Source organism: Exiguobacterium acetylicum (assembly GCF_022170825.1).
Lineage (GTDB): Bacteria > Bacillota > Bacilli > Exiguobacteriales > Exiguobacteriaceae > Exiguobacterium_A > Exiguobacterium_A acetylicum_B.
The window spans coordinates 2,840,798-2,867,261 of the sequence record NZ_CP081878.1 but is presented as its reverse complement, the minus strand read 5'-3'; the positions used below and the strand labels follow the sequence as shown (position 1 = coordinate 2,867,261).

The window sequence follows — 26,464 nt, the reverse complement described above, 5'->3', positions numbered from 1 at the left end:
AACGAGAAAGATGAGATTTTTCATTGACACAGCAAACGTAGAGGATATTAAAAAAGCACATAAAATGGGGATTTTAGACGGTGTCACGACGAATCCGTCACTCGTCGCTAAGGAAGGCGTCGATTTCCATACACGACTTCGTGAAATCTGTGAAATCGTCGGGGACGTCTCTGTCAGCGCAGAAGTCATCGCACTTGATGCAGAAGGAATGATTCGCGAAGGGAAGGAACTTGCCCAGATCGCACCGAACATTACGGTTAAGGTTCCAATGACTCCGGCCGGACTCGAGGCGGTCGCAGCACTTTCAAAAGAGAAGATCACGACGAACGTCACGTTGATTTTCAACCCGAACCAAGCATTACTCGCAGCACGTGCTGGTGCGACATACGTATCACCGTTCCTCGGTCGCCTAGACGACATCGGACAAGATGGAATGGGACTCGTCGAGACGATTGCTCAAATCTTCGTCGTCCATGATATCCCGACTCAAATCATCGCGGCATCGGTCCGGAATCCGGTTCACGTGACAAACGCTGCTCTTGCAGGCGCGGACATCGCGACAATTCCATTCTCGGTCATCGAGTCACTCACACACCACCCACTCACGACGCAAGGGATCGAAAAGTTCCTCGCGGACTGGGAAAAAACGCAGCAATAATCGTAGCGAAGAGAAAGGTTGATGGAACGTGGACATTTTGCATATCGTAGGGCAACAACGCCTAGAAGGAACCGTATCGATCAGTGGTTCGAAGCAAAGCGCCATCCCGTGTCTTGCTGCAGCCCTCCTGACGGATCAAACGGTCGTTCTTGAAAGCGTGCCGGAGATTGGCGACGTCGCGACGATGATCGAGATTTTGGAGACGCTCGGCGCAGTCGTGACACGTCAAGGCGATATGGTGACGATTGATCCAAGTCGGGTCGAATCGATGCCGTTGACGGGTGCGGAGACGCGCAAGTTACGCGGATCGATCTACCTCATGAGCGTTCTGGCAGCCAGATTCAAACAAGGAGTCGTCGGTCTGCCTGGAGGTTATGCCATCGGACCACGACCGATTGATTTACACATCAAAGCACTCGAACGTCTCGGTGTTTCTGTACGCAATGAGCAAGGCGTCCATTACATGCGCGTCGAACGTCTCGTCGGAAATCGGATCTATCTCGATTTACCATCATTCGGGGCGACGATCAGTGCGTTACTCGTCGCCGTCTTCGCTGAAGGAACGACTGTCATCGAAAACGCTGCCTATGACCCGGAAGTCATCGACGTCAGTACGATGCTGACGAACATGGGCGCAAGCGTCAAAGGGGCAGGAACGGACGAGATTCGCATCAAAGGGGTTTCGAGACTAAGTGGTTGCCGGCACACGTTGATCCCTGACCGGATGGAAGCAGGAACGTTCTTGACGATGGGGGCGGCACTTGGACGCGTCACTGTCGATAACGTCATTCCGCTTCACCTTGAGAGTGTCATCCAAAAACTCGAACGGTACGGTGCGTTGATCGAAGCGACGGATGATTCCGTCACGGCGACGTTTCAGGAGGCGAAGCCGGTCGATATTCGTGTCTTCCACTACGGTGGATTCCCAAGCGACTTACAACCTGTCATCTCGGCAGCGTTGTTGCAAGCAAAAGGAGCGAGTATCGTCGTCGATAAATTGTATCCGCAACGTTTCCGGCATGTGCAGGAGTTACGACGCTTGAACGCTCGAATCACGCATGAAGATGCCTCCATCATCATTCGTGGTGGAGAAACCTTACTCGGTACGGAAATCGAGGCACCGGACCCACGCGGTGGCGCAGCACTTGTCTTGGCGGGACTTCTCGCTTCAGGGGAGACGACGTTGCATCACGCAGAAGTGCTTGACCAGAGTTACGAACGATTTGATCAGAAGTTGAAGGAACTAGGCGCCCTCGTATGGCGTGAAACGATTTGACCGATTTGTAACAAGGGAGAGGGGACATACACATGGAGAGAAGTCTATCAATGGAACTTGTACGCGTCACGGAGGCAGCAGCGCTCGCCTCTGCGCGTTGGATGGGAAAAGGATTGAAGAATGAAGCGGATGATGCGGCAACAAGTGCAATGCGTGACGTCTTCGATACGATTCCGATGAAAGGAACCGTCGTCATCGGGGAAGGCGAGATGGATGAAGCACCGATGCTTTACATTGGAGAAAAGCTAGGAAATGGGTATGGACCACGACTCGACGTCGCCGTCGATCCGCTAGAAGGAACGAATATCGTTGCAAAAGGAACATGGGGCGCACTCGCTGTCCTCGCTGTCGCAGATGCGGGCGATTTACTTCACGCACCAGACATGTACATGGATAAGATCGCGGTGGGTCCGGAAGCGGCAGGGCACATCAGTCTAGATGCAACGATCGAAGAGAACATCGCAGCAGTTGCGAAGGCGAAGAACAAGGAAATCGAAGACGTCGTCGTCTCGATTCTAGATCGCGAACGTCATGAAGAAATCATTCAACGGATTCGGGCAACAGGGGCGCGGATTCGCTTGATTGGTGACGGCGACGTTGCAGGTGCGATCAACACGGCGTTCCCGCATACAGGGATTGATATCCTCCTCGGTTCGGGTGGGGCACCAGAAGGTGTTCTCGCTGCCGTTGCCTTGAAGTGTCTCGGTGGTGAGCTCCAAGGACGCTTGTTACCAGCAGACGAGGCAGAAGTCGAGCGTTGTAAGAAGATGGGCATCGAAGATCCATCGAAGATCCTCATGATGGATGATCTCGTCGCAGGAGACGATTGTATCTTTGCTGCAACAGGCGTCACGGACAGCGAGTTGATGAAAGGTGTCCAGTTCACAGCACAAGGCGGTCAGACACACTCTGTCGTTATGCGTGCGAAGTCCGGAACGGTACGTTTCGTCGAAGGCATTCACTCGTTTAAGAAAAAACCGAAGCTTGTCATTAAGTAAGGTCGACTGATTCATACGTGAGGATGTCTTGATCGATATAAAAGAGTTGGCGTTTCGGATAACTTCCGGAACGCCAACTCTTTTTTGCTATGTTTTTAGGAATCAAGGCGTTCGTCCTCAACTCCTACAGGAAAGTGAGGGGATACGAACGTTGATTGATTAGGTAATCATCGAGGACGCTGGACTTCTCCCGCTTGTTTCGTGACGTACCGACGGGGAAGAAAACGTGTTGAAAAGATATACCATGCATTTCCGAAACCAGGAACGATGAACGTTTTCCCCTTCATATAGCCGTGATAGGCGATCCGCGCAACTGTTGGAGCGTCCATGACGCCTGGTCGCAAGAAAAGACGTGACTGTTCGAGTTTTGCTGCCGATTCGAAACCGGTATGTGTCGCACCTGGGCAGACGACGCTGACTTGAATGCCGTCTGGCGCGAGCTCTTCCGTTAATCCTTCCGAGAAGTGAAGCACGTAGGCTTTTGTTGCATAGTAGACACTAAGCCATGGACCACCTTCAAAGGCAGCCGTTGACGCGAGATGGATGATGCGTCCTTGGATACCATGCTCTTTCATGCGAGAGGCATAGACCTTCGTCACGTGTGTCAACGCTTCGATGTTCAAGGCAATCATCCGAGATTCGTCTTCAAACGAGGTCTCAAGGAAAGAACCGAAGACACCAATCCCAGCGTTATTGATGACACAGTCGACCGGAATCTGTTCTGTTGCGCGAAATAACGCGAGACGATGCGTCAGTTTCGTTAAGTCATAAGGAAAGACCGTTGCTGTTCCGCCGAGTCGCTCGACATGGAATTTCGTTTCGAATAGAGCTGTCGCATCGCGTCCGACGAGCAGGACGTGATCACCTTGCTGTGCGTGGAGATAAGCGAATTCGCGACCAAGCCCCCTTGAAGCACCTGTAATTAAGACATTCATCGTATTTCCTCCTCGTGTAATCAATTAGATGAAAAAAAGCGATCGAGCCAATGCTCAACCGCTTTGAGATGATGAATTATAGGTAAGATCCTGCGCCGACAAGGCGTGAACCCCAGTACCCTGATTTGAAGCTTGAGTATTTAACGCCGCCAGTTTCTGAGTTAACCATGCTTGACTTGCTTGTTGCGATCCCGACGTGTTGAATGCCGCTACCGTGTGAGAAGAAGACAAGATCTCCTGGTTGTACACTTGAAACGCTGACTTTCTTCGAAGAAGAATATTGTGAAGAAGATGTACGTGGCAATGTTTTGCCTGCTGCTTTCTTGTAAACGTAGCTTGTGAAACCAGAGCAGTCGAATCCACGAGTTGTCGTTCCACCCCATACATATGGAGTTCCTTTGTGCTTAGCTGCTTCGTTCAAGATTTTTGTACGTTTTGAAGAAGAGCTCGTTGATTTTTTAGCGCTTGAAGATGATTTGTATGTCTTTGTGTATTGTGAGTAGACATAGCGTGTTTTGCCGCCGTAAGAGATTTTTGTCCAGCTACCTGATTTGCCTTTATATGTAAAGACTTGACCAGCGTTGACTTTCCCAACGATGCTTGCTTTCGTAGAAGGTGCTGTCCGAACACGAAGACCGTTGTCCGTGATCTTGACTTTCGTGACTGTCGCTGCTTCAACTTTACCTGTACCCACTGATGTAAAACCTGAAACTACTAAGGCTGCCGTCGCGATCGATGCTAGAAAACGTTTCATGTTAAGAATTCCTCCGTTTAAATGTAGTGTGTTGCGTCCGTAAGTTATATGATGAAATCATTAAGTGTGTAATTAAGCAGTCTACCTTACAACTGTGTAAGAATTTTGTCTGCAGGAATATCTTAGCACGAGCACACTTGAAAACGTTTTTTCAGTTAGAAGACAAAACAGATGCTTTTGTAACATAACTGAAATAATATCCTTGAATATTACAAAGTAAGAAACGCAAAGGATTGTTGACGACGAATTAAAAAAAATATGATACCTTTAGTTCACGAATAAAATTACATACCTCCTGATGTATGTATGGAAGTATGCTGAATGCAGTTGAATTTATAAAGAATAGGTGAAGAACATGCCAACAACTGATAAAAAAGATAAACCAGAACGTTCCTATACACTGGCTCAATTGAGTCAACTAACATTAAAAGAACTGTATGAAATCGCAAAGACGAAGAATGTCCCACAATACCGGGAAGCCCGTAAACGCGAGTTGATGTTTAAGATTCTAAAAGCACAGGCTGAATCGACGGGTCTTTATTTCCTCGAAGGGGTACTCGAAGTCATCCCTGGCAACCCACAAATGCAAAACGATGGCGGCTTTGGCTTCCTTCGTCCTATCAATTATTCCCAATCCTCTGAAGATATCTATATCGCAGCATCTCAAATCCGACGCTTTAATCTACGTAATGGTGATGTCGTCACAGGTAAAGTCCGTCCACCGAAGGAAAACGAACGTTTCCAAGGATTGCTTAGCGTGGAAGCCGTTAACGGGGAAGCACCGGATACAGCCCGTAATCGTTTGTTCTTCCCGGCACTGACACCGATTTATCCAGATCGTTTGATGCGTCTTGAGACGGAGCCGCGTCATCTATCCGTTCGTGTCATGGATATGATCGCACCGGTCGGATTTGGTCAACGTGGTTTGATCGTCGCACCACCAAAAGCAGGGAAAACATCATTACTCAAAGAAATCGCCAACTCGATTCAAGAAAATCATCCTGATGTCGAACTGATCATTCTCTTGATTGATGAGCGACCTGAGGAAGTGACGGACATCGAGCGTTCGGTTCCAGGAGCAGACGTCGTCAGCTCGACGTTTGACGAAACACCAGACAATCACGTTCGGATTTCAGAACTCGTACTCGAGCGGGCGATGCGACTCGTCGAACATAAGAAAGATGTCGTCATCTTGATGGATTCAATCACACGTCTGACACGTGCGTACAACTTAACGGTGCCGCAAAGCGGACGAACGCTCTCCGGGGGGATTGACCCAGCTGCATTCCATAAACCAAAACGGTTCTTTGGTGCGGCGCGAAACATCGAGCACGGTGGTAGTTTAACGATTCTTGCAACAGCGCTCGTCGAGACGGGATCGCGCATGGATGACGTCATCTATGAGGAATTCAAAGGGACGGGGAACATGGAACTGCATCTCGACCGTAAGCTATCAGAACGTCGAATCTTCCCAGCGATCGACATTCGCAAATCGGGTACGCGGAAGGAAGAACTGTTGCTTCCAAAAGAGCAGCTTGATGCGCTCTGGACGATTCGCCGGACGATGAACGAGTCGAACGAGTTCGTCGATACGTTCCTGCGTAAGATTCGTGATACGAAAAATAATGAAGAATTTTTCGTCGAACTGGAGAAAGAAAAGAAGAAAGCAGTCCGACGCGCACCAGCAAAACCGCGTACCGTCAAGAAGGAAACACCGACGGAAAAATAACTATTGCGACGCACAAAAAAATCGTTTAGTATAGGAAGGTAACTTACTCTGGCTCAGCAAATGAACCAGGGCGGAAGGAGAGAAATCAACCATGAAACAAGGAATTCACCCTAACTACAACAAAGTAGTATTTATGGATTCAACGACTGAGTACAAATTCTTAAGCGGTTCTACTCGTTCTTCGAACGAAACAATCACTTGGGAAGATGGCAACGAGTACCCACTCATCCGTGTGGATGTGTCTTCAGACTCGCACCCATTCTACACAGGTCGTCAAAAGTTCAACGCGGCAGATGGTCGTGTCGATCGCTTCAACAAAAAATACGGCCGCAAGTAATCACTTGTCGGTTCTTAAAAAACAGCCTGCCTCCATTACGGAAGCAGGCTGTTTTTGTATAGACTGAATTGTGAACGGTAAGCGAGATATGTCTTCAAGACGAACGAGAAGGCGATTCCGCCGGCAATACCAATCAAGTATGGCATGACCTCTGGGTGTACTAAAATATAATCGACGACTTTATGGAACGAGAGATGACGACCGACGAAATAACCGGCGCCTAAGAAGACGCTGATCCAGATTAAAGCACCTGTATATGCGTAACTCGCAAATACGCGAAACGGCATTTTCGAGACACCTGCAAAAAAGGCAGAGAGCTGACGGAGACCAGGTATGTAGTAACCGATAATCAAAACGGATTTCCCGTAACGTCGAAATCCAGCTTCAGCGGAAAGAATATGTTTTTCTGAGATGCGCATTTTCGGTCCGACGCGGTGCAGTACTGGCATACCGAGTTTTAAACCGAGTAAATAACTGATTGTCATACCGATACAACTTCCTGCGTAAGCGGCAAGAATCGTACCGAACAGCGGTAAATTACCTTGATGCATCCAAAATCCGGACAAAACGAGTAGGGTCTCATCGGGAACCGGCAATCCCACGATACCACCTGCGAGAAGAACGGAGAGACCAAGGGCACCATATTGGTGCAGAATATCATGTAAGAGATGATGAATCGGGGACACCTTCTTTCGTGAGAATCTTCTTCTTCAGTGTACAGGAAATAGGGGACAGTTGGAATGAAAGGACAAAAATTCTAGGTAAAGAAAAAATGAATTTTGATTTCCGGAAGTCAACCCTTTTTCTCGATACCATTTCGAGCTATACTCGTTAAAGTGACTATTTTTAGAGGACGGTGTCGGACGATGATGCATGTAATAAATCAGTACGGCTGGATCGAAGTAATTTGTGGCAGTATGTTTTCCGGGAAATCGGAAGAATTGATTCGTCGTGTTAGACGGGCGCAATACGGTAAACTGCCTGTGCAAGTATTCAAGCCGGCAATCGACGACCGGTACCACGAAGAGCATGTCGTCTCTCACATCGGCAACTCCGTTGTAGCGATTCCAATGGCGACGAGTCGTGATCTCTACGCGGCAGTAGCAGAAGAGACACAAATCGTCGGTATCGATGAAGTTCAATTCTTTGATGATGAGATTGTACAAGTCATCGAAGCACTCGCGCAAGACGGAAAACGTGTCATTTGTGCAGGGCTTGATCAAGATTTCCGGGCAGAACCATTCGGAAAAATGCCTGAATTACTGGCGCGCGCAGAATTCGTAACGAAGCTACAGGCGATCTGTCTTTCGTGTGGTGATCCGGCTTCTCGGACACAACGGTTGATTGATGGAAAACCAGCAAACTATGATGACCCAATCATTCTAGTTGGTGCTTCAGAATCGTATGAGCCACGTTGCCGCCATTGCCATGAGGTGCCTGGAAAGCCGAAGCCACTTCAATCGGTACAACATCAAGAAAGATAAATAAAAAAGACGGACCGCTTGCGGTCGTCCTTTGATGTAGCAGTTATTCGTTTCCAGAGGGAAAGGAATAGCTGCTTTTTTATTAACTTATTTCTTTTGAAAATCGGCTTGAGCGTTCGATAAAGCGAATCGTCTCCCGAACGATCAAATCCTGATCATGATCAAGGGTCGCGACATGATATGAATTAAGAAGACAATAGCTTCGTTTATCATTTGTTCCGATATGTTGATGCAGATAATCCGAGCTCGACGGTGGAACGACGTGATCCGTCGCCGAGTAAAGAATCAACGTCGGGAGGAGGATCGATCCAAGGCGTCCTTTTGTCTCATCCATCAGACGGACGAGTTCGAACGCACAACGGCTCGGAACGAGATCATAGATGATTTCAAAGGCTGCTCGTTTGATGTCCGGCGCCCCTTCCGGTAAGTACTCGGGACCGTCGTCAAACGAAAGTGCTTCATAGGATGGAACGGAAAGTGCAGCATTGATTGTAATGATGCCGGCAAACGGAATCCCGTCAGCGGCAAGCGACAGTGCAAGCGTCGCCCCCATCGATTGACCGATAACGAAGACTTGATCGCATGTTTCTTGTAACCGTGCATAGCCGTCTTGCAGGCTCTGCTTCCAACATCGAGCAGTCGATTGTTCGAACTCACGGACGTTCGTTCCGTGTCCACGTAGGCGCGGTGCATAGACAGTGAATCCTTCAGCAGCAAATGCCTCGCCGACGTCCCGGACACTTTGCGGAGTCGCGTTAAAACCATGACAGATTAGAATGCCGATCGGTCCACCTTGAAGATAAAATGCTTCAGCACCAGTCAATACAGGATAGTTCATCATTACTATTTTTCCTCCATTCATGAAAAAAACTCGTCAACGTCACTGCTTGGACGCCCACGAGTTTTTCACCGTATCATCCAAAGCCGCGCTTTGCTGGTCGGAGCACCTTACAGATTGCAGGTTGCCGTGAAGTCATAGAGCCAGGTCTCTCGTTCACTCTTGATAAATATCATATTGGAATTGTCGGATTAATCATTGAAACGATGGTAGCATGACTGAAAATGACTTGTCAAATCCATCTTGACGAATCATGATTCGTTCATTAAGCTAATCCATAACTTGTCAATCAATCGATATGCGACAAATGGATTATTTTTGCAAAGTTGGTTGACTTTTAAAGGTTCGACCCGTAATGTAAAAATTAGTTTTACGACATAAGCAACAACGCAACAACACACATACGAATTTCATACCGCAATACTTATCCAGAGAGGTGGAGGGACTGGCCCTACGAAACCTCGGCAACAGACTCATTATGAGCACTGTGCCAATTCCATCAGACAGATGTCTGAGAGATGAGTGGAGTGGATTCTGCCACTGTGCGGATCCAGGTCTCTTCTTGTTTCTCAAGAAGGGACCTTTTTTGTTGAATGAAGGGGGAAAACGGAATGATTGCATTTCATCAAATCAAAAAAACGTACGTCACGAAGGATCAGACAATCGCAGCGCTCGACGGTGTCGACCTGACGATCGAGAAAGGCGAAATCTTCGGTGTCATCGGCTTTAGTGGTGCCGGAAAAAGTTCATTGCTCCGCTGCGTCAATCTGTTAGAACGACCGACGTCAGGAACGGTGACGGTCGACGGGGAAGATTTGACACAACTATCACCAAAAAAATTACGGCAAGCAAAACAGCGGATCGGGATGATCTTTCAGCACTTCAATCTATTGAATGCGAACACGGTCTTTACGAATGTCGCGAAGCCACTCGTTCTCGCAGGCGTCAAAAAAGATGAGATTCGCCGCCGGGTGACGGAGTTACTCGAGTTCGTGGATCTCGCGGATAAGGCGGATCATTACCCAGATCAATTATCTGGTGGACAAAAGCAACGTGTCGGCATCGCTCGGGCACTAGCAACGCAACCATCCGTCCTCTTATGTGACGAAGCGACGTCAGCGCTCGATCCCCAGACGACACATCATATTCTCCAGTTATTAAAACGAATCAATGCCGAATACGGCATCACGATTCTCTTGATTACCCATGAGATGGGTGTCATCCGTGAGATTTGTGACCGGGTCGCCGTCATCGAAGCCGGGAAGTTAATCGAGTCAGGAACGGTCTTTGATGTCTTCTCAAATCCGCAGACCGAGACGGCGAAAAACTTCGTCCGGTCCGTCATGCATGACGAGATTCCAGCATCGATTCGCCAGTTGATCGAGTCACGGAATGCGAATCCGATCTATAAGATTCATTTCCTCGGTCATCACACAGGGCAGCCGCTCTTGTCACAAGTCGCGAAACGCTTCGATGTTGATGTCAACATCCTGCACGGTAGCATCACGGAGTTGCAGGAGACGCCGTTCGGTACACTACTCGTCGAGTTGATCGGTGAGACGACTGAAGTGAAACGAGCGTTACAGTACATTGATCAGGCACAAGTGACCGTCGAGGAGGTGCTTGCTCATGCTAGTTAACTACAGTGATATCTGGACAGCATTTTTGCAAACGATGACGATGGTATCCGTCTCACTCTTATTCTCGACCTTGATCGGCTTACCGCTCGGTATCCTGCTTGTCGTCACACGGAAAGGCGCATTACTTGAGAACGTCCCGCTGTTCACGTTTTTCAATAGCATCGTCAATATCTTCCGCTCAATTCCGTTTATCATCTTACTCGTCGCGATCATCCCGTTGACGCGGTTGATCGTCCAGACGTCGATCGGAACCGAAGCTGCCATCGTTCCACTCGTCTTTTACGCCGCACCGTATATGGCACGGCTGATCGAGAGTTCCTTGCTAGAAGTCGATAAAGGTGTCCTTGAAGCAGCAGAAGCGATGGGGGCAACGCCATTCCAAACGATTTTCCGTTTCCTTCTACCGGAAGCGCTCGGTTCGCTCGTTCTTAACTTGACGATCGCAACGGTCGGCTTGATCGGAGCGTCAGCGATGGCAGGCGCAATCGGTGGCGGTGGTCTTGGTGATTTAGCAATTACGTACGGTTATCAACGGTTCGACACGAAAGTCATGATCATCACGGTCGGGATTCTCGTCATCTTAGTCCAGGGGTTACAGACGACAGGTAATATCGTCGCACGAAAAATCAGAAGACATTAATCAAGGGAGCGATTCAGCCATGAAAAAAGCAGTAGCGATTGGAGCAACACTAACGACGATTTTATTTGCCGGGTGCTCAGCATCAGGAGAAGACGAAAAGACGATTAAACTCGGGGTCAGCGGTTCGGACACTCAAGTTTGGGACTACGTCGCGAAAAAAGCGGAAAAGGAGGGCATCAAAATCGAGCTCGTCAAGTTCTCTGATTATGTCCAGCCAAACATGGCACTGGCTGAGGGCGAGATCGACGCCAATGCTTTCCAGACGATTTCCTACTTCAACGCCTTCAAGAAGGAACATAAGTTGAAGCTATCACCGATCGCAACGACTGTCATTGCACCGATGGGCATCTACTCAGATAAATACAAGGACGTCAAAGACATTCCAGTTGGTGGGAAGATCGCCGTTCCGAACGAAGCGACGAACATGGGACGTGCCCTCTTGTTACTCCAAGAAGCCGGTCTGATCAAGTTACCGGACGACTTTGACGGCAATGGTTCAGTCGATAAGATTGTCGAGAATCCGAAGAAACTGAAAATCGTCCCGATCGTCGCCGGGCAAACACCACGCGTCTTACCAGACGTCGCTGCATCGATCATCAACAATGGCATTGCCGTCGACGCGGGCTTCAACCCGATCAAGGACTCGATCGTCCATGAGAACGAAACAGCAAAACCGTATATCAATATCATCGCGACACGGACGGAAGACAAGAATAAAAAAGAGCTGAAGAAAATCGCGTCGCTCTATCAACAAAAGGATGTCGCAGCCTTCATCAAAAAAGAATATAAAGGCAGTACGATCCCGACGTTCGTTCCACTAAGCGACATCGGCGAATAATTTCAAAAGGAGAGTGGACTATATGACGACACCAGTACGCACGACATGGGTAGAGACGATTGAACAGGACATCGAACAAAAACGAGAATCGTATCTTGAGACAAGTCACCGGATTCATGCGACACCGGAAATCGGTAACGAAGAATTCTTTGCTTCGCGACTCCATGCAGAACGCCTGACGGCTGAAGGCTTTACGGTAGAACTTGGTGTCGCGGGGCACGAGACGGCGTTCTTTGCGAAAAAGTCGAGCGATCGACCAGGTGCGACGATTGCCTTTCTGGCTGAATATGATGCGTTGCCAGGCATCGGTCACGCATGCGGACATAACATCATCGGAACGACGAGTGTTGCAGCAGCGATTGCGCTCAGTAAAGTACTCGATGAAGTTGGCGGGAGTGTCGTCGTCCTCGGGACCCCGGCTGAAGAAGGAGGACCAAATGGCAGTGCAAAAGGCAGTTTCGTCAAACATCAGTTGCTTGAGGGGATTGACGCAGCCCTGATGGTCCATCCGTCGGGACAAACACGGATCACCGGTTCATCGCTTGCGGTCGACCCACTCGATTTTGCTTTTACTGGTCGTCCGGCACATGCAGCGGCATCACCGGAAGAAGGCATCAACGCACTTGATGCGGTCATTCAGCTCTTTAACGGAATCAATGCCCTGCGGCAACAACTGCCGGACGACGTCCGGATCCACGGGATCATCACCCATGGCGGTGATGCACCGAACATTATTCCGGAATATGCAAAAGCACGTTTCTTCATCCGGGCGACGACACGGGAACGACTCAATGCCGTCACAGAGAAAGTCAAAGCGGTCGCACAAGGTGCGGCACTTGCGACAGGAGCGACGCTTGACGTCATCGCCTTCCAAAATGAAGTCGATAACCTCGTCTTCAACCGGACATTCGACCGTCTCTTCCAAGAAGAAGCAGAGGCGCTTGGACAAGTCGTGCACCTTGACGAACGACCAGGTCTCGGATCGACAGACGCTGGCAACATCAGCCAAGTCATCCCAACGATCCATCCGTACATCAAGATTGGACCAGACGATCTCGTTGCGCATACAGAAGCCTTTAAGGAAGCTGCTCGTTCAGAAGAAGGGGATGAGGCATTGATTGCAGGGGCGAAAATTCTTGCTCGGACAGCACTTCGTGTCCTTGCCGATGAACGGACGCGCGGGGCGATTGCCCAAGAATTCCATGACCGGAAGAACGGGTATTTATAAGGGGAAAATAACGGCTGGACGCACTGATATCAGGTGCTCCAGTCGTTTTTGACATGCAGTCGCTCACGAATTAGCGATGGATGACAGAAGTGGAACGAAATCAAAAAAGAGACATGACAGAAGCATTTCCGCTTTGTTTTCTACAAAAAGATATGCTAGGCTAAAGTTGTATAACTCAATAATCCAGTTCTTCGGGGTAGGGTGAAAATCCCAACCGGCGGTGATGCGATCGATTGATCGACGAGCCCGCGACCCGTGATGTACGCATCATGGCTGACTTGGTGAGATTCCAGGGCCGACGGTAAAGTCCGGATGGGAGAAGAACGAAACGACGCGATTCAAGCTGTTTTCTGAAAAAACATTTTCAGGAGATGGTCTCTTTCTGCATGAAAAAAGCAGAAAGCGAACCGTGTATTTCGTGAACCCTTCTATACAGACGCCCTTTTTCAAGGGGCGTCTTTTTTCATTTGAAAGGAGTGAACGCGATGTCACAGATGATGAGTTATGCCATGCAATTAGCACAGATGTTAAACGGACAAACAAGTCCGAATCCAAGTGTCGGCTGTGTCATCGTCAAACAAGGGCGGATCCTCGGCTTTGGTGCACACCGATTTGCCGGTGGTCCGCATGCGGAAGTCGAAGCCTTACGGATGGCAGGAGAGGCTGCTCGTGGCGCTGATCTTTATGTGACGCTCGAGCCATGTAATCACTATGGCAAGACACCGCCATGTACGGAAGCAATTTTACAAGCCGGGATTAAACGGGTCTTCGTCGCTACGGAAGACAAACATGCGATCGTCGCTGGTTCAGGAATCAAACGACTTCAGGATGCCGGTGTTGAAGTCGAGGTCGGATTATTACGACGTGAAGCGGAAGCACTCTACGACACGTTTTGGAAAACGATTGAACGAAAACGTCCGACCGTCACCGTCAAAATCGCTCAGACGATGAACGGGATTGCTGCGACGGGTGAACAGCGCTGGATTACGTCAGAAGAGGCAAGGGCACATGGTCGCGCCATGCGCGGTCGCCATGATGCGATTCTTGCTGGGAGTGAGACGGTGCTCATCGATGACCCGGCACTGACACTACGTACTGAATCAGGAATCGAACCGATTCGGGTGATCGTCGACCGGCGTGGTCGGGTGCCGGAGACGGCACAGGTATTTCGTGACGGTAAAAATCCAACTTACTGGCTAACGAGTGTACCGCGCATTAGTCACGATCAGGTGACTGTTTTAGTCGGTGAGTATGAGACGCCGAAAGCGATTTTAAAGCGATTATACGAACAAGATATCCGAAGCGTTTTGATTGAAGGTGGACCGACGATCCAAGCCGCGTTCTTTGAAGCAGATCTCGTTGACCGAATCGAAGTCTACCAGGCACCATCGATTTTTGAAGGGGATGCGTGGACCGGTCAACACGATATCGAAGATCGTTTTCAAATCGATCAGATTGAAACAGTCGGACCGGATATCCATCTGACGTATATCCGAAAGGAGGAGATGACATGTTCACCGGATTGATTGAAGAAGTCGGGACGTTAAAACGAAAGATTCCACGACCGAACGGTTTAGCGCTTGAAATTGAAGCACACCGGGTGCTTGAAGGAACGAAGATTGGTGATAGCATCGCCGTCGACGGGATTTGTTTGACTGTCACGTCGATGAGCCCGACTGGCTTCACGGCAGATGCCGTCCATGACACGATTCGGTCGACAGCACTCGGGACGTACCGGGTCGGCAGTCCGTTGCAACTTGAACGGGCGATGCCGGCAGACGGTCGTTTCGGTGGACATTTCGTCAGTGGACACATCGACGGAACAGCACGACTGATCAGTCGTCGACCGGACGGTGAAGCGATGGTCTATACGTTTGATGTCGGATCGTGGCAAAAGTATTGTATTCCGAAAGGATCGATTGCGATCAACGGCACGAGCCTGACCTTACAACGCGTCACGCCGGAAACGATCTCGATTTCACTGATTCCGCACTCCCGTCAAGTAACGACGTTTGATCGATTGGCAAGCGGCGCAGTCGTCAATATCGAGTGTGACATGATGGCGAAACATCTCTATCATTTCACGCAACACGAGAAGCAGACGGACTGGGCAGCATTCTTAGGAGGCGACATGTAATGAATGGATTCGACTTGATTGAAGAAGCGATAGAAGATTTAAAAAACGGACGACCAATCATCGTCTGTGATGACGAGGACCGTGAGAATGAAGGGGATCTCGTCATGCTCGCAGAACATGCGACGCCGGAAAACATCAACTTCATGATCACATACGGAAAAGGACTCGTCTGTGTACCGGTCAGTCCGCGGATTGCACAGCGACTTGACCTTGCACCGATGACAGCGAACAACACCGATCCGCACGGTACAGCATTCACGCTCAGTATCGATCATGAAGAAGCGAAGACTGGCATCAGCGCCGAGGAACGGTCGCTAACGATCCAGCGGATGTTAACAGATGGACCGGAGCGCTTCAAACGACCAGGTCACATCTTCCCGTTGATCGCAAAAGAGGGTGGTGTCCGGGAACGACGTGGACATACGGAAGCAGGCATTGATCTCGCCCGTCTTGCCGGCAGTGAAGAAATCGCTGTTATCTGTGAAATCATTAAGGAAGACGGCACGATGGCGCGGGTTGATGATTTACTTCTCTACAAGGAAGAACATGATTTAAAACTGATTACGATCGAAGCACTCGTCGCGTACCTCGAGCGTCCATTGACGCGGGAGGCGGAAGTGTTACTTCCGACGACGTTCGGAGCTTTCCGGATGATTGGCTATACGACGCAAGACGATAAAGAACACGTCGCTGTCTTATCAGGTGAAGCGCAGGACGGCATGCTTGTCCGGCTGCACTCGGAATGTCTGACGGGAGACGTCTTCGGTTCGAAGCGTTGCGATTGTGGACCGCAACTCGATGCGGCACTTGAACGAATCGAACGAGAAGGTGGAGCCGTCTTGTATCTACGTCAGGAAGGACGCGGGATTGGTCTGATGGCGAAGTTAAAAGCATACGAGTTACAAGAACAAGGACTCGATACGGTCGAAGCGAATCATGCGCTCGGTTATCCGACAGACATGCGTGACTATACGGTCGCGGCGAACATGTTGCGCGATCTCGGTGTGACGAAGATTCGTTTGATGACGAATAACCCGGATAAACAACGGGTGCTCGAACAAGAAGGCATCGAAGTCATCGAACGCGTACCCCATCAAGTACCGGTCGAACCTGAAAATCAGCGTTATCTGAAAACAAAACAAACGAAACTCGGGCACTGGCTCGACATCCAAGGAGGACACACATCATGATCTACGAAGGTTTCTTAACAGGAGAAGGACTACGCGTCGCTATCGTCGCAGCACGGTTTAACGAATTGATCACATCAAAACTCGTCGGAGGAGCAAACGACGCATTCCGTCGCCACGGTGTTGCAGCAGACGCTGTTGATACAGCATGGGTTCCGGGGGCATTCGAAATTCCACTCGTCGCTGAAAAGTTAGCGAAAAGCGGCAAGTATGACGCTATCATCACGCTCGGTGCTGTCATCCGGGGAGCAACGTCGCACTATGATTATGTCTGTAACGAAGTCGCGAAAGGGGTCGCGAGTGCGTCGCGCGACACAGGCGTGCCGATCATCTTTGGTGTGCTGACGACGGATTCGATCGAGCAAGCGGTCGAACGTGCTGGTACGAAAGCTGGGAACAAAGGCTACGAAGCAGCTGTTTCCGCGATCGAGATGGCGAATCTTTTACGGACGATTTAACGAAATAGGGACAGGCTGATGGAAGCTTCCGTCAGCCTGTTTTTTTGCGGAAATCTCACGAACACTGAACCAAATTTCAAAAAAAGGACAATAGACTTGAAATTTGAGGATTCGTTTTTAAGCAGAACGGTAATGGTGTATTAAAGAAAGTTTGAAACATTTTCCAATATTTTTTCGTAAATCAGGGTAACGCGTATAAAGGAGGAAATGAATATGAAGAAAATAAGGTGGGTAGCAGCCGGGATTGTCGCAGCATCGATTGGACTAGCCGGATGCCAAGATGGACAGACGGATTCAGGTAGTGGATCTGGTTCGACGAAGTCGGGGGAACTCTCGAACACAGAGCTATTAAAGAAAGCGACAGCCGCTCAAGAGGACATCAAATCGTTCCACATGGAAGGAACGGTCAGCTCTAAAGCAGGTGAGATGGCGATGGATCAGAAGGTTTCCGCTGATATCATTCAAAAGCCGCTCGCGATGAAACAGACGATGACGATGAAAAATCCTGAAGACGGGAAAGACGTGACGATTGAAAGTTACATCGTTGACGATAAAATGTACCTCTCGCAAAACGGACAATGGATCGTTCAAGACGTTTCAGAACTAGGCGAGATGGTCGAAGCGATGGAATCATCGGCATCGACGGAACAAAACTTGCAGCTCCTAAAGAAATACAAAGATAATTGGACAGCGAAAAAAGAGGGCGATGTCTATCAGATCGACGTTAAGCTGAGTGGTGATGACCTGAAAGCCTTCATGAAGGATTCACTCGAACAGACAGGACAGATGGCGCAGATGAAAGATGCGATGGATAGCATCGATTATAAAAAGATGAACTACAAAATGACGTACGACGCGAAGACGTTCTATCCGAAGTCACTCGACATGGATATGGTGTTTGCGATTGAAAAAGAGACCGAGTTCAACATGAAGAACGAGTCGACATTCTCGAAATTCAATGAGATCGACGAGATCAAATTACCGGCGGAAGCAAAAGACGCACAACCACTCACAGGTGCTGGACAGTAAAAAATGAAAAACAAGCCCCTCTCTTCTGATCTGAAGACGAGGGGCTTGTCGTTTAGACTTGGAACTGGCGGAGAACATCCTTTAGTGCTTCCGCCTGCTGTTGACTGACGGAAGTCTGGTCATGGACATCCCGGAACGCTTGGACGGAATGATTGATTTGTTCTGACATCGATTGTGTGCCTTGCGCCCCATCATTGACGGTGACGGCAACATCGTGGATGACACCGAGCATGTTCGCTGTCAGTTCCTGGAGTTGACCGGCTTGAGCGGCGAAGTGTTCCGCTGCATCACCGAATAATTGTGCGTCATTTCGATACTGAACGGAGGCGTCTTCGAATAAATCATAGTCCTTGACGACCTTCGTATCGATGAAGGAGAGCATCTCACCGGAAGCGGAATTCAAATGTTCAACGGACTCGATGACAGAAATCGAGACGTCTTGGATTTGTTCAACGGTGTCCCGGCTACTTTCAGCAAGTTTACGAATCTCATCAGCGACGACGGCAAAGCCACGACCGACTTCACCAGCGCGTGCTGCTTCAATCGAAGCGTTAAGGGACAATAGGTTCGTTTGTGCGGCAATCGAGAGGATTGCATCCGATAAAACGGAAATTTCCTTGACGGCTTTTGCTCGTGCCATCGCGTCCTCAAGTCGTGTTTTCGTTTCGGCGAGAATTTGGTTAGCAGTCTGTTTTGCTTCTGTAGCGACGACTTGAAGTGATTCGGCCCGTCCGCCGACTTCTTGTGCCCGTTTTCCGTTCGCTTCTGCACCAGTGACAATGTCATGAATCGTCGCTTCCATATCAACTGCGGATGAGTTCATTTCTTCTGCAGATGCAGCGGTTTCTTGCATACCTGCTGATAAATTTTCAATCGTATGTGAGGTCGAGACCATATCATGATCGAGTTCCCCGATGCGGCTTGTCACATGTTGAGAAGTCGAGACGACGGATGTTGCTGTATCATCGACTTGGACGATGATTGTCCGGAGATTGGCGATGAACTGATTCATCGACTGCGCGATCTGTCCGATCTCATCGTCACGAACGACATCAAGTTGAGCAGTCAAATCACCGCCCTGTGTCGCTAGTTCATGTGTTTTGGCTTGAAGCTGGCGAAGTGGACCAAAAATGGATCGTAAAATCAGTACCGTGAAAATCACACCGAGTAGACCAACGATACCGATGATCGTAAATAGTAAGATGTGTGCTGTATTGGCGGCACTCGTGATAGCAGCTCCATTTTCTTTCGCTTGTTGGTTGTTGTATTTCACGATCTTCGTTAATTGATCAGAGACGGCGAAGTATGAATCACGACTGTCACCTTCATAGTAGGTGACAGCTTCCTTTTGTGTTTCCGGTGTACTAAGGGTAAGAAGACGATCGGTCGTCTCTTTGAACGTCTGCCACTTTTTTGTGAGGTCATTGAATAGTTCACGATCCGTCTTTAAATAGATCGTTTTTTCGTATTTCACAAGATTCGCATCAACCATCGCAAGCCCATTCTTAACGCGTTTATCATAGTCTGCTTTAATGTCTGAATCGTTTTCCTGAATGTGTAACAACTCGACACGTCGTAAATCAGATAAAGCCGTATTTGTTTCATGGGATAAGTTCAAGCCAGGAATCCAAGACGAAGTGATGGTCTGACTTTGTTGATCGACGCGGTCGAGCGAGAACCCCCCGTACAACCCGACACCGATCAGGCTAAGCAAAAGTATGGAGGACAATAAGATAAGCTTCGTTTTAATCTTCATGTGCTTCGCTCCTTTATTTTGCAGTATGAACGATTCATTTTCTTGATTATAACGTTGATAGTAAAAAATTTACTTATTATTGAAAAAATTAAGTCTTGATATACTTCTATGAAAAAATAGTTTGACAATTATCAGTAAATTCTGAAAAAATGATAAGGAATCATATCTTACATAAGGGGAGGTAAGTCGAATGGGGAATGCATTCAGTGACTGGATTAGCGCGGTGTCCGATATTGTCTGGGGACCACCGTTGCTCATTCTGTTAGTCGGTACAGGGATTTACTTGACGATTCGCTTAGGCTTCATTCAAATTACCAAATTGCCGTATGCCTTGAAGTTAGCTTTTTCAAAGCATCAAGATGACAAGTCGGAAGGGGATATTAGTCACTTCCAAGCCTTGATGACGGCACTTGCTGCGACCGTTGGTACGGGGAATATCGTCGGTGTCGCAACCGCTGTCGTACTAGGAGGACCTGGTGCCATCGTCTGGATGTGGCTATCCGGTCTGTTCGGGATGGCGACGAAGTATGCCGAGGCGATTCTCGCCGTCAAATATCGCGTCGTCGATGAGAAAGGGCAGATGGCAGGCGGACCGATGTATTATCTTGAGCGTGGACTGAAGCAGAAATGGCTCGGTGTCTTATTTGCGGCGTTCGCTTCGATTGCTGCTTTTGGAATTGGGAACGGGGTCCAAACGAACTCCGTTGCACTGGCGATGAAATCGACATTCGATGTTCCGCTCTACGTAACAGGGATTGCGTTGATGGTATTGACGGGTGTCGTCATTCTCGGTGGGGTCAAATCAATCGGGAAAGTCGTCAGTCTGTTCGTTCCATTCATGATTTTCTTCTATGTCGGAAGTGGCTTGTTGATTCTTGTCATGAACTATGACTTGATTCCGGGCGCGATTTCGACGATCTTCAGCAGTACGTTCTCAAACGAAGCAATCACGGGTGGAGCGATCGGGGCAGCGATTCGTTATGGTGTCGCGCGTGGTGTGTTCTCGAACGAAGCGGGTCTCGGTTCAGCTCCAATTGCAGCAGCAGCTGCGAAGACGGACTTCCCGGGGCGTCAAGCACTCGTCTCGATGACGCAAGTGTTCCTCGATACATTGGTTGTCTGTTCGATCACAGGATTGACGCTCGTCATGGGAGGGCAGCTCGATACGGACTTGCAAGGTGTTGAACTAACGACAGCAAGCTTCGAAGTCTTCCTTGGTCCTGCCGGGAAGTACATCGTCACGATCGGACTCGTCATGTTTGCCTATTCGACCGTCCTTGGCTGGTCATATTATGGAGAAAAATCAATCTATTATCTATTTGGTCAAAAATCGATCCTACCGTATCGTATCTTGTTCGTCTTAGTGGCTGGTGCTGGTGCGATGACGACGAACTTGAACATGGTATGGGCAATTTCGGATGTCTTCAACGGCTTGATGGCGATTCCGAACTTGATTGGCTTAATCGGCTTATCGGGCGTCGTCATTGCCGAGACACGACTGTTCCGGGAACAGTTGAAACGCGAAGAAGCGAATCGGAAAGTTTCGTAGAAGTGTATGGGGAGAAGAGGTAAATTCAGACGCGAAGTGTTTCGATTAAATTGAAAGAAAAGGGCACGTTTCCGACGAAGTATACTCGGAAACGTGCCCTTTTTGTTTAGATAAAAAGAGATTGAGCATGTTCATCCTCGACTCCCGCATGTGGAATGCGAGGATGAGACATTCTTTGTAAGAACTGGCGGTGAGACAATGGAGGAGTCAGTCTTATCGAATCATTTCTTGCGATGGAGCATGAGTGACTCGTATGGACGTAACAGGAGTCTTCGTCCGTCCGTCTGCACTTGAGAGTAATTGTGAAGCAACACCGTATAATCCGATCCGTCACGAGGTAACGTGAACGTCGTATCTGTTCCGTAAAAGTTCGAGACGACGAGCAACTCTTCGTCACTCGTTACACGTTCGTACGCCCAAAGTGACGAATCGTCTAGCGTCAACAGGCGATAGGTCCCGTCCGTCAACACATCATACTGCTTTCGTAATTGAATCAAACGTTTGTAATGATGGTAGACAGAGTCAGGATCCGCAATAGCGGTCTCGACGTTGATTTGATCATACGTCGGCGAAACAGGAATCCAGGGTTCGCTTGTACTAAAGCCACCGTTACGTGCATCCGACCACGGCATCGGTGTCCGCGCATTATCGCGCGATTTTTGTCGAATCGCAGCAAGAATCGCGTCTTCTGATACACCCTGTTCTCGTGCTTCTTGATAGGCGTTCAATGTCTCGACATCGCGGTAGTCGGATAGATCCGTAAAGTCCGGATTCGGCATACCGATTTCTTCTCCTTGATAGATGTAAGGCGTTCCTTGTAAGCCGTGGAGTGTCGTCGCAAGCATCTTCGCACTCTCGACGCGATACGTGACGTCATCACCGAATCGACTGACGACGCGTGGTTGGTCGTGGTTACACCAAAAGATCGCATTCCATGCTTGTCCGTTCATGCCGGCTTGCCAGTCGGAGAAGATTTGTTTCAGTTGCTTAAAATCAAACGGAGCCGCCGTCCATTTCTCACCGTTTGGGTAATCGACCTTCAAGTGATGGAAGTTGAACGTCATTTTCAGTTCCTGATTCTCAAGCGATGAATAACGAAGACAATGCTCAAGAGATGTCGAAGACATCTCACCGACGGTCAACAGGTCGTGCCCAGTAAAGACTTCTGCGTTCATCTCTTGCAAGTAGTCATGGACGTTCGGTCCGTCCGTATAATACGCACGTCCGTCTCCATTTGGGTCGTTCGGTAATCCAGGCGTCTTCGAGATCAAATTGATGACATCGAGTCGAAAACCAGCGACACCTTTATCACGCCAAAAGCGCATCATCTTGTAAACGTCTTCTCGAAGACGTGGGTTTTCCCAATTCAGGTCCGCTTGTGTCTTATCGAACAGGTGCAAGTAATACTTACCAGCAATCTCATCAAATGACCAAGCAGGACCGCCGAATTTCGACACCCAGTCGTTCGGCGTATCGTGCCAGATGAAATAGTCATGGTAAGGACTATCCGGGTGACGTCCTTCTTCGAACCAGACATGCGACGTCGAGCAGTGATTGACGACGATGTCCATCATGACGGACAGATCACGTCGTTTCGCTTCTTTCAGTAACGTCTCGAAATCATCCATTGTTCCATAAGACGGGTCGATGGCGTAATAGTCGCTGACATCATAGCCATTATCGTTTTGCGGTGAAGCGTAGACCGGCGTCAACCAAAGGTAATCGACACCAAGATCCGCCAAATAATCGAGTTTAGCCGTGACCCCACGTAACGTACCGGTCGCTTTGCCTTCTGGACTATAGAAACTCTTCGGATAAATTTGATAGACGGCGGATTTGCGCCAATCGGTTGTCGTGATCATCAGATACACACCTTTCTAGAATTACGCTGCTTTTTTCAGGGCAGCTTTTTTTGCGCGTTTCGTTGAGACATAGTGGAACAAGAACGTACAGGCAACAGGAACGATGATCGCGATCACCATACCGACGATGAACGATAGAATCGAGCCTGGTACGATCGAAATGAAAGCAGGTAATCCACCGACACCAATCGCAGGAGCAAGAACACCGCTGACGGCGATGAAGGAAGACGCAATCGCTGAGCCGACGAGTGCCGCGTAAAACGGATACTTGAACCGGAGATTGACACCGAACATGGCGGGTTCCGTGATCCCGAAGTAAGCAGAGAGTGCCGATGTCGATGCCATGTTCTTATCGTTGACGTTTTTCGCGAGGAAAAGCATCGCAAGCGTTGCTGAACCTTGAGCGATGTTCGAAATCGCGATCATCGGCCAGATGAACGTCGTTCCGCTTTGTCCGATCAATTGTAAGTCGACAGCGATGAACATGTGGTGCATACCGGTGATGACGAGCGGAGCATAGAGTGCACCAAAGAGTAAGGCACCAAGTAACGGAACAGCTTCGAACGTATTAACGACACCAATCGTAATCCAGTCACCGACTTGACGTGTGACCGGTCCGATGACGGCAAGAGCAAGGAAGCCCGTCAACGTGATCGTCGTAATCGGTACGACGAGTAATTGAATCGCATTCGGTACCCGTTGTTTAAGCCAACGTTCAATCGTACTGAGAACATATGCGGCTGCAAGTACAGGGAGGATTTGTCCCTGATAGCCGACTTTTTCAATTTCAAAGAGACCGAGGATATTGAACGTCGGGATTTCACCTTTTAGAGCACTTTGTCCGTAGTTCCAAGCGTTTAAGAGGTCTGGGTGAACGAGCATCAGACCCATGACGATCCCGAGAATCTCACTTCCACCGAAGCGTTTCGTTGCCGACCAACCGACGAGTGCCGGGAGGAAGACGAAGGCAGTGTTTGCCATCATATTGATTAAATCCCAGAGTCCTTGTAAGTTCGGATAACGGTCAATCATCGTCTTACCACCGAACTCGATGCCGAACAGGTTATTGATCCCCATCAGGAGACCAGCGACGATGATGGCGGGAATGATTGGCATGAAGACGTCAGAAAAGACTTTGATTAACTTTTGGAACGGATTCATCTTTGCCGCTCCGGACGACTTGACGTCTGCGATCGTCGTCGCCTGCAAGCCGGTCAATTGAATGAATTCAGCATAGACCCGGTCGACATCTCCAGCACCAATGACGATTTGATAGACACCCGCATTCAAGAACGCTCCTTTGACGAGTGGGACTTCAAGCAAAGCGTCTTGGTCGACGAGCTCTTGGTTTTTAAGCGTTAAACGAAGACGAGTGACACAGTGAGCCGCCTGTTCGACGTTCTCCTTGCCCCCGATGTTCTCAATGATTTGCTCTGCAATTTGACGATAGTTTGGTTTCATCTCGATGCTCCTTTTTGGAAGTGACCTACTCGACACCTATTGAAATGAAAACGTTTTCTTATCTGCGCACACTTATCTTAACTTATCTATATAAGTAGGTCAAGAACTTATATAGATAAGTTAAGGGAACAAAAAGAGAGAACCCGTCATGTACGGATTCCCTCTTGGATCATCGTGTATTCAACGACGGGCAATATCAGTGAACTGAAACTTATCGAGACGATGGCGCGATTCGGTCCGTTCGAAATGCTGTCCTTCATAGAAGTACGTATCGTTCGTGACGACGATGACGTGGGTCATATCGTGAAGGTCAAGTCGTTCCCGGTCTTCAGCTGTCGCAGGACGAGCCTCGATTTTTCGCTTCGCGTAGCTGATTTGGCGTCCGAGTGTCTCCTCGATGTAGTGATAAATCGAGCCAGCAGCAATAGATTTCGTTAAACCGGGTACGAGATCGGTCACAAAATGATTGATGTCACGAATGACACGTTCACCGTCAATTCGACGGATCCGCTCGACGCGAGTCACGTCTGTTCCTTCTGCAACATGTAATAGCGAAGCGAGCTCGGAGGAGGCTGAGAGGACATCGCATGAGAGGACATCCGTCTCAACAGTATGACGCCCCATCCGGCGATGTGCTTCCGAAAAGCTGACGATACCATTGAACTGGAACTCGATTGCTTCTTGCGACAAGACGAAGACACCTTTTCCTTGATGTTTGCGGACGAAGCCTTTTTCCTGTAGGGCATCAATCGCTTTTCGGACCGTACCGCGGCTCGCTTCGAACTCCTGCATCAGCTTCGTTTCTGACGGCAACTTCGTCTCAGCAGGTAACGTTCCTTCCTGGATACGTTGCGCGAGCTCATGGTAGATGTTTAAATACTTCGGCATATCATCCGTCCTTTGCATTCAAATAGTGCTTTTAGTGTAGCATGGAACGATTACAGGCATCAAAATAGCTCCACCTATGATCCGGGCATGACCGGAAAATAGATGGAGCGTAGAAGCAGAAATGACATTCAACGAAGGGATGTCGAAAACGTCGTGCCTTTTTTGAGGACATCTTGTTTTTCATCGAGGACGTCACTCGTCAAGAGCTCGATCGAATCAACCGGTCGTTCTAAAATGAAGCCGAAGTTACCGCTCCGTGACTCGGACGGAGCGTACGTCTTCGCGAGCGATTCCAGATAGACGTCGTCCTCAAGTGTCTTTTCGGTCGCGGCATCGAGTTTAAAATGGGCGACCGGATTGAACGTGACCGGTTCATCACTTGTGTTCTTGATCGTGACGCGTGTCTTGATCAAATCAAAAGATTCATCGTGCGTGAAACCATGGAAGAAATCAATCATGCCATAGCTTGGACGCGCATGAAATACTTTGACTTCTTCGATCGTCATCTCGATTGGACCAATCTTTTGCGTTTCGTTCACTCGCTTGAATTGTTTAAGCGTCAGGTCACCCTTATCATCCGTGACGGTCTGATCGATTTTTGTTAGTTCACGATCGTCTGGAATTTGCGGGTTCGGAACATAGGCGCTTGTTTTTTCAAGCGATACCGGCTGCTCCTGTTTCGCAGACGATGGTTCTTTCGGCGTGTCTTGTGATGCGGAAGTGCCACAACCTGCGAGCACCGTCCCGAGCATCAAAGTAGCAAGTATCTGTTTCATGAACAT

Annotated in this window: 25 protein-coding genes and 3 riboswitches; of the genes, 16 read left to right on the top strand and 9 right to left on the bottom strand. The window is 48.9% G+C overall.

The features are described 5' to 3' along the window. Positions 1 to 10 precede the first annotated feature (10 nt). Genes fsa through glpX form a run of 3 tightly spaced genes read left to right on the top strand, consistent with a single transcriptional unit; the run spans position 11 to position 2,932 of the window. A complete protein-coding gene (gene fsa, locus K6T22_RS14850; protein WP_023469552.1) occupies positions 11 to 658 on the top strand; it encodes a fructose-6-phosphate aldolase in 648 nt (215 codons plus the stop codon). Between the two features lie 28 nt (positions 659 to 686). Next, a complete protein-coding gene (gene murA, locus K6T22_RS14845) occupies positions 687 to 1,934 on the top strand; it encodes a UDP-N-acetylglucosamine 1-carboxyvinyltransferase (RefSeq protein WP_238238026.1) in 1,248 nt (415 codons plus the stop codon). 32 nt (positions 1,935 to 1,966) lie between these two features. Then, complete coding sequence (glpX, locus tag K6T22_RS14840; protein WP_053454436.1) at positions 1,967 to 2,932, top strand: class II fructose-bisphosphatase; 966 nt, start codon at positions 1,967 to 1,969, stop codon at positions 2,930 to 2,932. A 167-nt stretch (positions 2,933 to 3,099) separates the two neighbouring features. On the opposite strand, the gene K6T22_RS14835 is transcribed toward glpX, so the two are convergent. Continuing rightward, positions 3,100 to 3,867 (bottom strand): SDR family NAD(P)-dependent oxidoreductase, encoded by a 768-nt coding sequence (locus K6T22_RS14835; protein ID WP_238238025.1) that lies wholly within the window; start codon positions 3,865 to 3,867, stop codon positions 3,100 to 3,102. Positions 3,868 to 3,943: 76 nt separating this feature from the next. Next, positions 3,944 to 4,621, bottom strand: coding sequence for a C40 family peptidase (locus K6T22_RS14830; protein ID WP_047394443.1), 678 nt, complete (start codon positions 4,619 to 4,621; stop codon positions 3,944 to 3,946). Between the two features lie 355 nt (positions 4,622 to 4,976). Here K6T22_RS14830 and rho point away from each other — a divergent pair, with 355 nt between their 5' ends. Next, positions 4,977 to 6,350 (top strand): transcription termination factor Rho, encoded by a 1,374-nt coding sequence (rho, locus tag K6T22_RS14825; protein ID WP_029342779.1) that lies wholly within the window; start codon positions 4,977 to 4,979, stop codon positions 6,348 to 6,350. A 91-nt stretch (positions 6,351 to 6,441) separates the two neighbouring features. Next, on the top strand, positions 6,442 to 6,687 hold the full coding sequence (locus tag K6T22_RS14820; RefSeq protein ID WP_023469546.1) for a type B 50S ribosomal protein L31: 246 nt from the start codon (positions 6,442 to 6,444) through the stop codon (positions 6,685 to 6,687). 35 nt (positions 6,688 to 6,722) lie between these two features. Here K6T22_RS14820 and K6T22_RS14815 read toward each other — a convergent pair whose 3' ends face one another. Beyond that, complete coding sequence (locus K6T22_RS14815; RefSeq protein WP_238238024.1) at positions 6,723 to 7,373, bottom strand: DedA family protein; 651 nt, start codon at positions 7,371 to 7,373, stop codon at positions 6,723 to 6,725. Between the two features lie 183 nt (positions 7,374 to 7,556). Between K6T22_RS14815 and K6T22_RS14810 the strand changes: the two genes are divergently transcribed. Beyond that, positions 7,557 to 8,171, top strand: coding sequence for a thymidine kinase (locus K6T22_RS14810; protein ID WP_069941005.1), 615 nt, complete (start codon positions 7,557 to 7,559; stop codon positions 8,169 to 8,171). 82 nt (positions 8,172 to 8,253) lie between these two features. On the opposite strand, the gene K6T22_RS14805 is transcribed toward K6T22_RS14810, so the two are convergent. Continuing rightward, on the bottom strand, positions 8,254 to 9,012 hold the full coding sequence (locus K6T22_RS14805; protein ID WP_238238023.1) for an alpha/beta hydrolase: 759 nt from the start codon (positions 9,010 to 9,012) through the stop codon (positions 8,254 to 8,256). Positions 9,013 to 9,079: 67 nt separating this feature from the next. Continuing rightward, positions 9,080 to 9,181, bottom strand: a riboswitch (SAM riboswitch). 249 nt (positions 9,182 to 9,430) lie between these two features. Beyond that, a riboswitch (SAM riboswitch) is annotated at positions 9,431 to 9,534 on the top strand. 86 nt (positions 9,535 to 9,620) lie between these two features. Between K6T22_RS14805 and K6T22_RS14800 the strand changes: the two genes are divergently transcribed. From K6T22_RS14800 to K6T22_RS14760, 9 genes are all read left to right on the top strand, one after another. Next, a complete protein-coding gene (locus K6T22_RS14800) occupies positions 9,621 to 10,649 on the top strand; it encodes a methionine ABC transporter ATP-binding protein (RefSeq protein ID WP_238238022.1) in 1,029 nt (342 codons plus the stop codon). Further along, complete coding sequence (locus tag K6T22_RS14795) at positions 10,639 to 11,289, top strand: methionine ABC transporter permease (protein ID WP_053454429.1); 651 nt, start codon at positions 10,639 to 10,641, stop codon at positions 11,287 to 11,289. Before K6T22_RS14800 ends, K6T22_RS14795 begins: the two co-directional genes overlap by 11 nt. A 19-nt stretch (positions 11,290 to 11,308) precedes the next feature. After that, entirely contained in the window at positions 11,309 to 12,127 is an 819-nt protein-coding gene (locus tag K6T22_RS14790) for a MetQ/NlpA family ABC transporter substrate-binding protein (protein ID WP_238238021.1), read from the top strand. 22 nt (positions 12,128 to 12,149) lie between these two features. After that, positions 12,150 to 13,355 carry a M20 family metallopeptidase gene (locus K6T22_RS14785; protein ID WP_238238020.1) on the top strand — a complete coding sequence of 402 codons (1,206 nt, stop codon included), beginning with the start codon at positions 12,150 to 12,152 and terminating at the stop codon, positions 13,353 to 13,355. Between the two features lie 183 nt (positions 13,356 to 13,538). Continuing rightward, a riboswitch (FMN riboswitch) is annotated at positions 13,539 to 13,683 on the top strand. Between the two features lie 157 nt (positions 13,684 to 13,840). Continuing rightward, positions 13,841 to 14,881 (top strand): bifunctional diaminohydroxyphosphoribosylaminopyrimidine deaminase/5-amino-6-(5-phosphoribosylamino)uracil reductase RibD, encoded by a 1,041-nt coding sequence (gene ribD, locus K6T22_RS14780; protein ID WP_238238019.1) that lies wholly within the window; start codon positions 13,841 to 13,843, stop codon positions 14,879 to 14,881. Beyond that, on the top strand, positions 14,866 to 15,492 hold the full coding sequence (ribE, locus tag K6T22_RS14775) for a riboflavin synthase (protein ID WP_029342770.1): 627 nt from the start codon (positions 14,866 to 14,868) through the stop codon (positions 15,490 to 15,492). The genes ribD and ribE overlap by 16 nt, the downstream gene beginning before the upstream one ends. After that, positions 15,492 to 16,682 (top strand): GTP cyclohydrolase II, encoded by a 1,191-nt coding sequence (gene ribA / locus K6T22_RS14770; protein ID WP_238238018.1) that lies wholly within the window; start codon positions 15,492 to 15,494, stop codon positions 16,680 to 16,682. Before ribE ends, ribA begins: the two co-directional genes overlap by 1 nt. Beyond that, positions 16,679 to 17,137: a 6,7-dimethyl-8-ribityllumazine synthase gene (gene ribH / locus K6T22_RS14765; RefSeq protein WP_238238016.1), complete on the top strand. Its 459-nt coding sequence runs from the start codon at positions 16,679 to 16,681 to the stop codon at positions 17,135 to 17,137. Before ribA ends, ribH begins: the two co-directional genes overlap by 4 nt. A 213-nt stretch (positions 17,138 to 17,350) precedes the next feature. Beyond that, entirely contained in the window at positions 17,351 to 18,166 is an 816-nt protein-coding gene (locus K6T22_RS14760) for a DUF6612 family protein (protein WP_238238014.1), read from the top strand. A 52-nt stretch (positions 18,167 to 18,218) separates the two neighbouring features. Here K6T22_RS14760 and K6T22_RS14755 read toward each other — a convergent pair whose 3' ends face one another. Further along, entirely contained in the window at positions 18,219 to 19,922 is a 1,704-nt protein-coding gene (locus tag K6T22_RS14755; protein WP_238238012.1) for a methyl-accepting chemotaxis protein, read from the bottom strand. A 190-nt stretch (positions 19,923 to 20,112) separates the two neighbouring features. Between K6T22_RS14755 and K6T22_RS14750 the strand changes: the two genes are divergently transcribed. Further along, the gene (locus K6T22_RS14750; protein ID WP_238238011.1) at positions 20,113 to 21,471 is read left to right on the top strand and encodes an alanine/glycine:cation symporter family protein; all 1,359 of its coding nucleotides are present in this window, start codon (positions 20,113 to 20,115) and stop codon (positions 21,469 to 21,471) included. Between the two features lie 221 nt (positions 21,472 to 21,692). On the opposite strand, the gene treC is transcribed toward K6T22_RS14750, so the two are convergent. The 4 genes from treC to K6T22_RS14730 all read right to left on the bottom strand — a co-directional run bounded on the left by treC (position 21,693) and on the right by K6T22_RS14730 (position 26,458). Next, entirely contained in the window at positions 21,693 to 23,333 is a 1,641-nt protein-coding gene (gene treC, locus K6T22_RS14745; protein ID WP_238238010.1) for an alpha,alpha-phosphotrehalase, read from the bottom strand. A gap of 21 nt (positions 23,334 to 23,354) precedes the next feature. Beyond that, a complete protein-coding gene (treP, locus tag K6T22_RS14740; protein ID WP_238238008.1) occupies positions 23,355 to 24,794 on the bottom strand; it encodes a PTS system trehalose-specific EIIBC component in 1,440 nt (479 codons plus the stop codon). A gap of 180 nt (positions 24,795 to 24,974) precedes the next feature. Then, positions 24,975 to 25,682: a trehalose operon repressor gene (gene treR / locus K6T22_RS14735; RefSeq protein WP_238238007.1), complete on the bottom strand. Its 708-nt coding sequence runs from the start codon at positions 25,680 to 25,682 to the stop codon at positions 24,975 to 24,977. A gap of 128 nt (positions 25,683 to 25,810) precedes the next feature. Then, entirely contained in the window at positions 25,811 to 26,458 is a 648-nt protein-coding gene (locus K6T22_RS14730; protein WP_238238006.1) for a DUF4352 domain-containing protein, read from the bottom strand. Positions 26,459 to 26,464: the final 6 nt, after the last annotated feature.

Excerpts from the sequence above, each read along its gene's own strand:
- fsa (WP_023469552.1), top strand. The coding sequence starts at position 11 with ATGAGATTTTTCATTGACACAGCAAACGTAGAGGATATTAAAAAAGCA.
- glpX (WP_053454436.1), top strand. The coding sequence starts at position 1,967 with ATGGAGAGAAGTCTATCAATGGAACTTGTACGCGTCACGGAGGCAGCA.
- K6T22_RS14835 (WP_238238025.1), bottom strand. The coding sequence starts at position 3,867 with ATGAATGTCTTAATTACAGGTGCTTCAAGGGGGCTTGGTCGCGAATTC.
- K6T22_RS14830 (WP_047394443.1), bottom strand. The coding sequence starts at position 4,621 with ATGAAACGTTTTCTAGCATCGATCGCGACGGCAGCCTTAGTAGTTTCA.
- rho (WP_029342779.1), top strand. The coding sequence starts at position 4,977 with ATGCCAACAACTGATAAAAAAGATAAACCAGAACGTTCCTATACACTG.
- K6T22_RS14820 (WP_023469546.1), top strand. The coding sequence starts at position 6,442 with ATGAAACAAGGAATTCACCCTAACTACAACAAAGTAGTATTTATGGAT.
- K6T22_RS14810 (WP_069941005.1), top strand. The coding sequence starts at position 7,557 with ATGCATGTAATAAATCAGTACGGCTGGATCGAAGTAATTTGTGGCAGT.
- K6T22_RS14805 (WP_238238023.1), bottom strand. The coding sequence starts at position 9,012 with ATGATGAACTATCCTGTATTGACTGGTGCTGAAGCATTTTATCTTCAA.
- K6T22_RS14800 (WP_238238022.1), top strand. The coding sequence starts at position 9,621 with ATGATTGCATTTCATCAAATCAAAAAAACGTACGTCACGAAGGATCAG.
- K6T22_RS14795 (WP_053454429.1), top strand. The coding sequence starts at position 10,639 with ATGCTAGTTAACTACAGTGATATCTGGACAGCATTTTTGCAAACGATG.
- K6T22_RS14790 (WP_238238021.1), top strand. The coding sequence starts at position 11,309 with ATGAAAAAAGCAGTAGCGATTGGAGCAACACTAACGACGATTTTATTT.
- K6T22_RS14785 (WP_238238020.1), top strand. The coding sequence starts at position 12,150 with ATGACGACACCAGTACGCACGACATGGGTAGAGACGATTGAACAGGAC.
- ribD (WP_238238019.1), top strand. The coding sequence starts at position 13,841 with ATGTCACAGATGATGAGTTATGCCATGCAATTAGCACAGATGTTAAAC.
- ribE (WP_029342770.1), top strand. The coding sequence starts at position 14,866 with ATGTTCACCGGATTGATTGAAGAAGTCGGGACGTTAAAACGAAAGATT.
- ribA (WP_238238018.1), top strand. The coding sequence starts at position 15,492 with ATGAATGGATTCGACTTGATTGAAGAAGCGATAGAAGATTTAAAAAAC.
- ribH (WP_238238016.1), top strand. The coding sequence starts at position 16,679 with ATGATCTACGAAGGTTTCTTAACAGGAGAAGGACTACGCGTCGCTATC.
- K6T22_RS14760 (WP_238238014.1), top strand. The coding sequence starts at position 17,351 with ATGAAGAAAATAAGGTGGGTAGCAGCCGGGATTGTCGCAGCATCGATT.
- K6T22_RS14755 (WP_238238012.1), bottom strand. The coding sequence starts at position 19,922 with ATGAAGATTAAAACGAAGCTTATCTTATTGTCCTCCATACTTTTGCTT.
- K6T22_RS14750 (WP_238238011.1), top strand. The coding sequence starts at position 20,113 with ATGGGGAATGCATTCAGTGACTGGATTAGCGCGGTGTCCGATATTGTC.
- treC (WP_238238010.1), bottom strand. The coding sequence starts at position 23,333 with ATGATCACGACAACCGATTGGCGCAAATCCGCCGTCTATCAAATTTAT.
- treP (WP_238238008.1), bottom strand. The coding sequence starts at position 24,794 with ATGAAACCAAACTATCGTCAAATTGCAGAGCAAATCATTGAGAACATC.
- treR (WP_238238007.1), bottom strand. The coding sequence starts at position 25,682 with ATGCCGAAGTATTTAAACATCTACCATGAGCTCGCGCAACGTATCCAG.
- K6T22_RS14730 (WP_238238006.1), bottom strand. The coding sequence starts at position 26,458 with ATGAAACAGATACTTGCTACTTTGATGCTCGGGACGGTGCTCGCAGGT.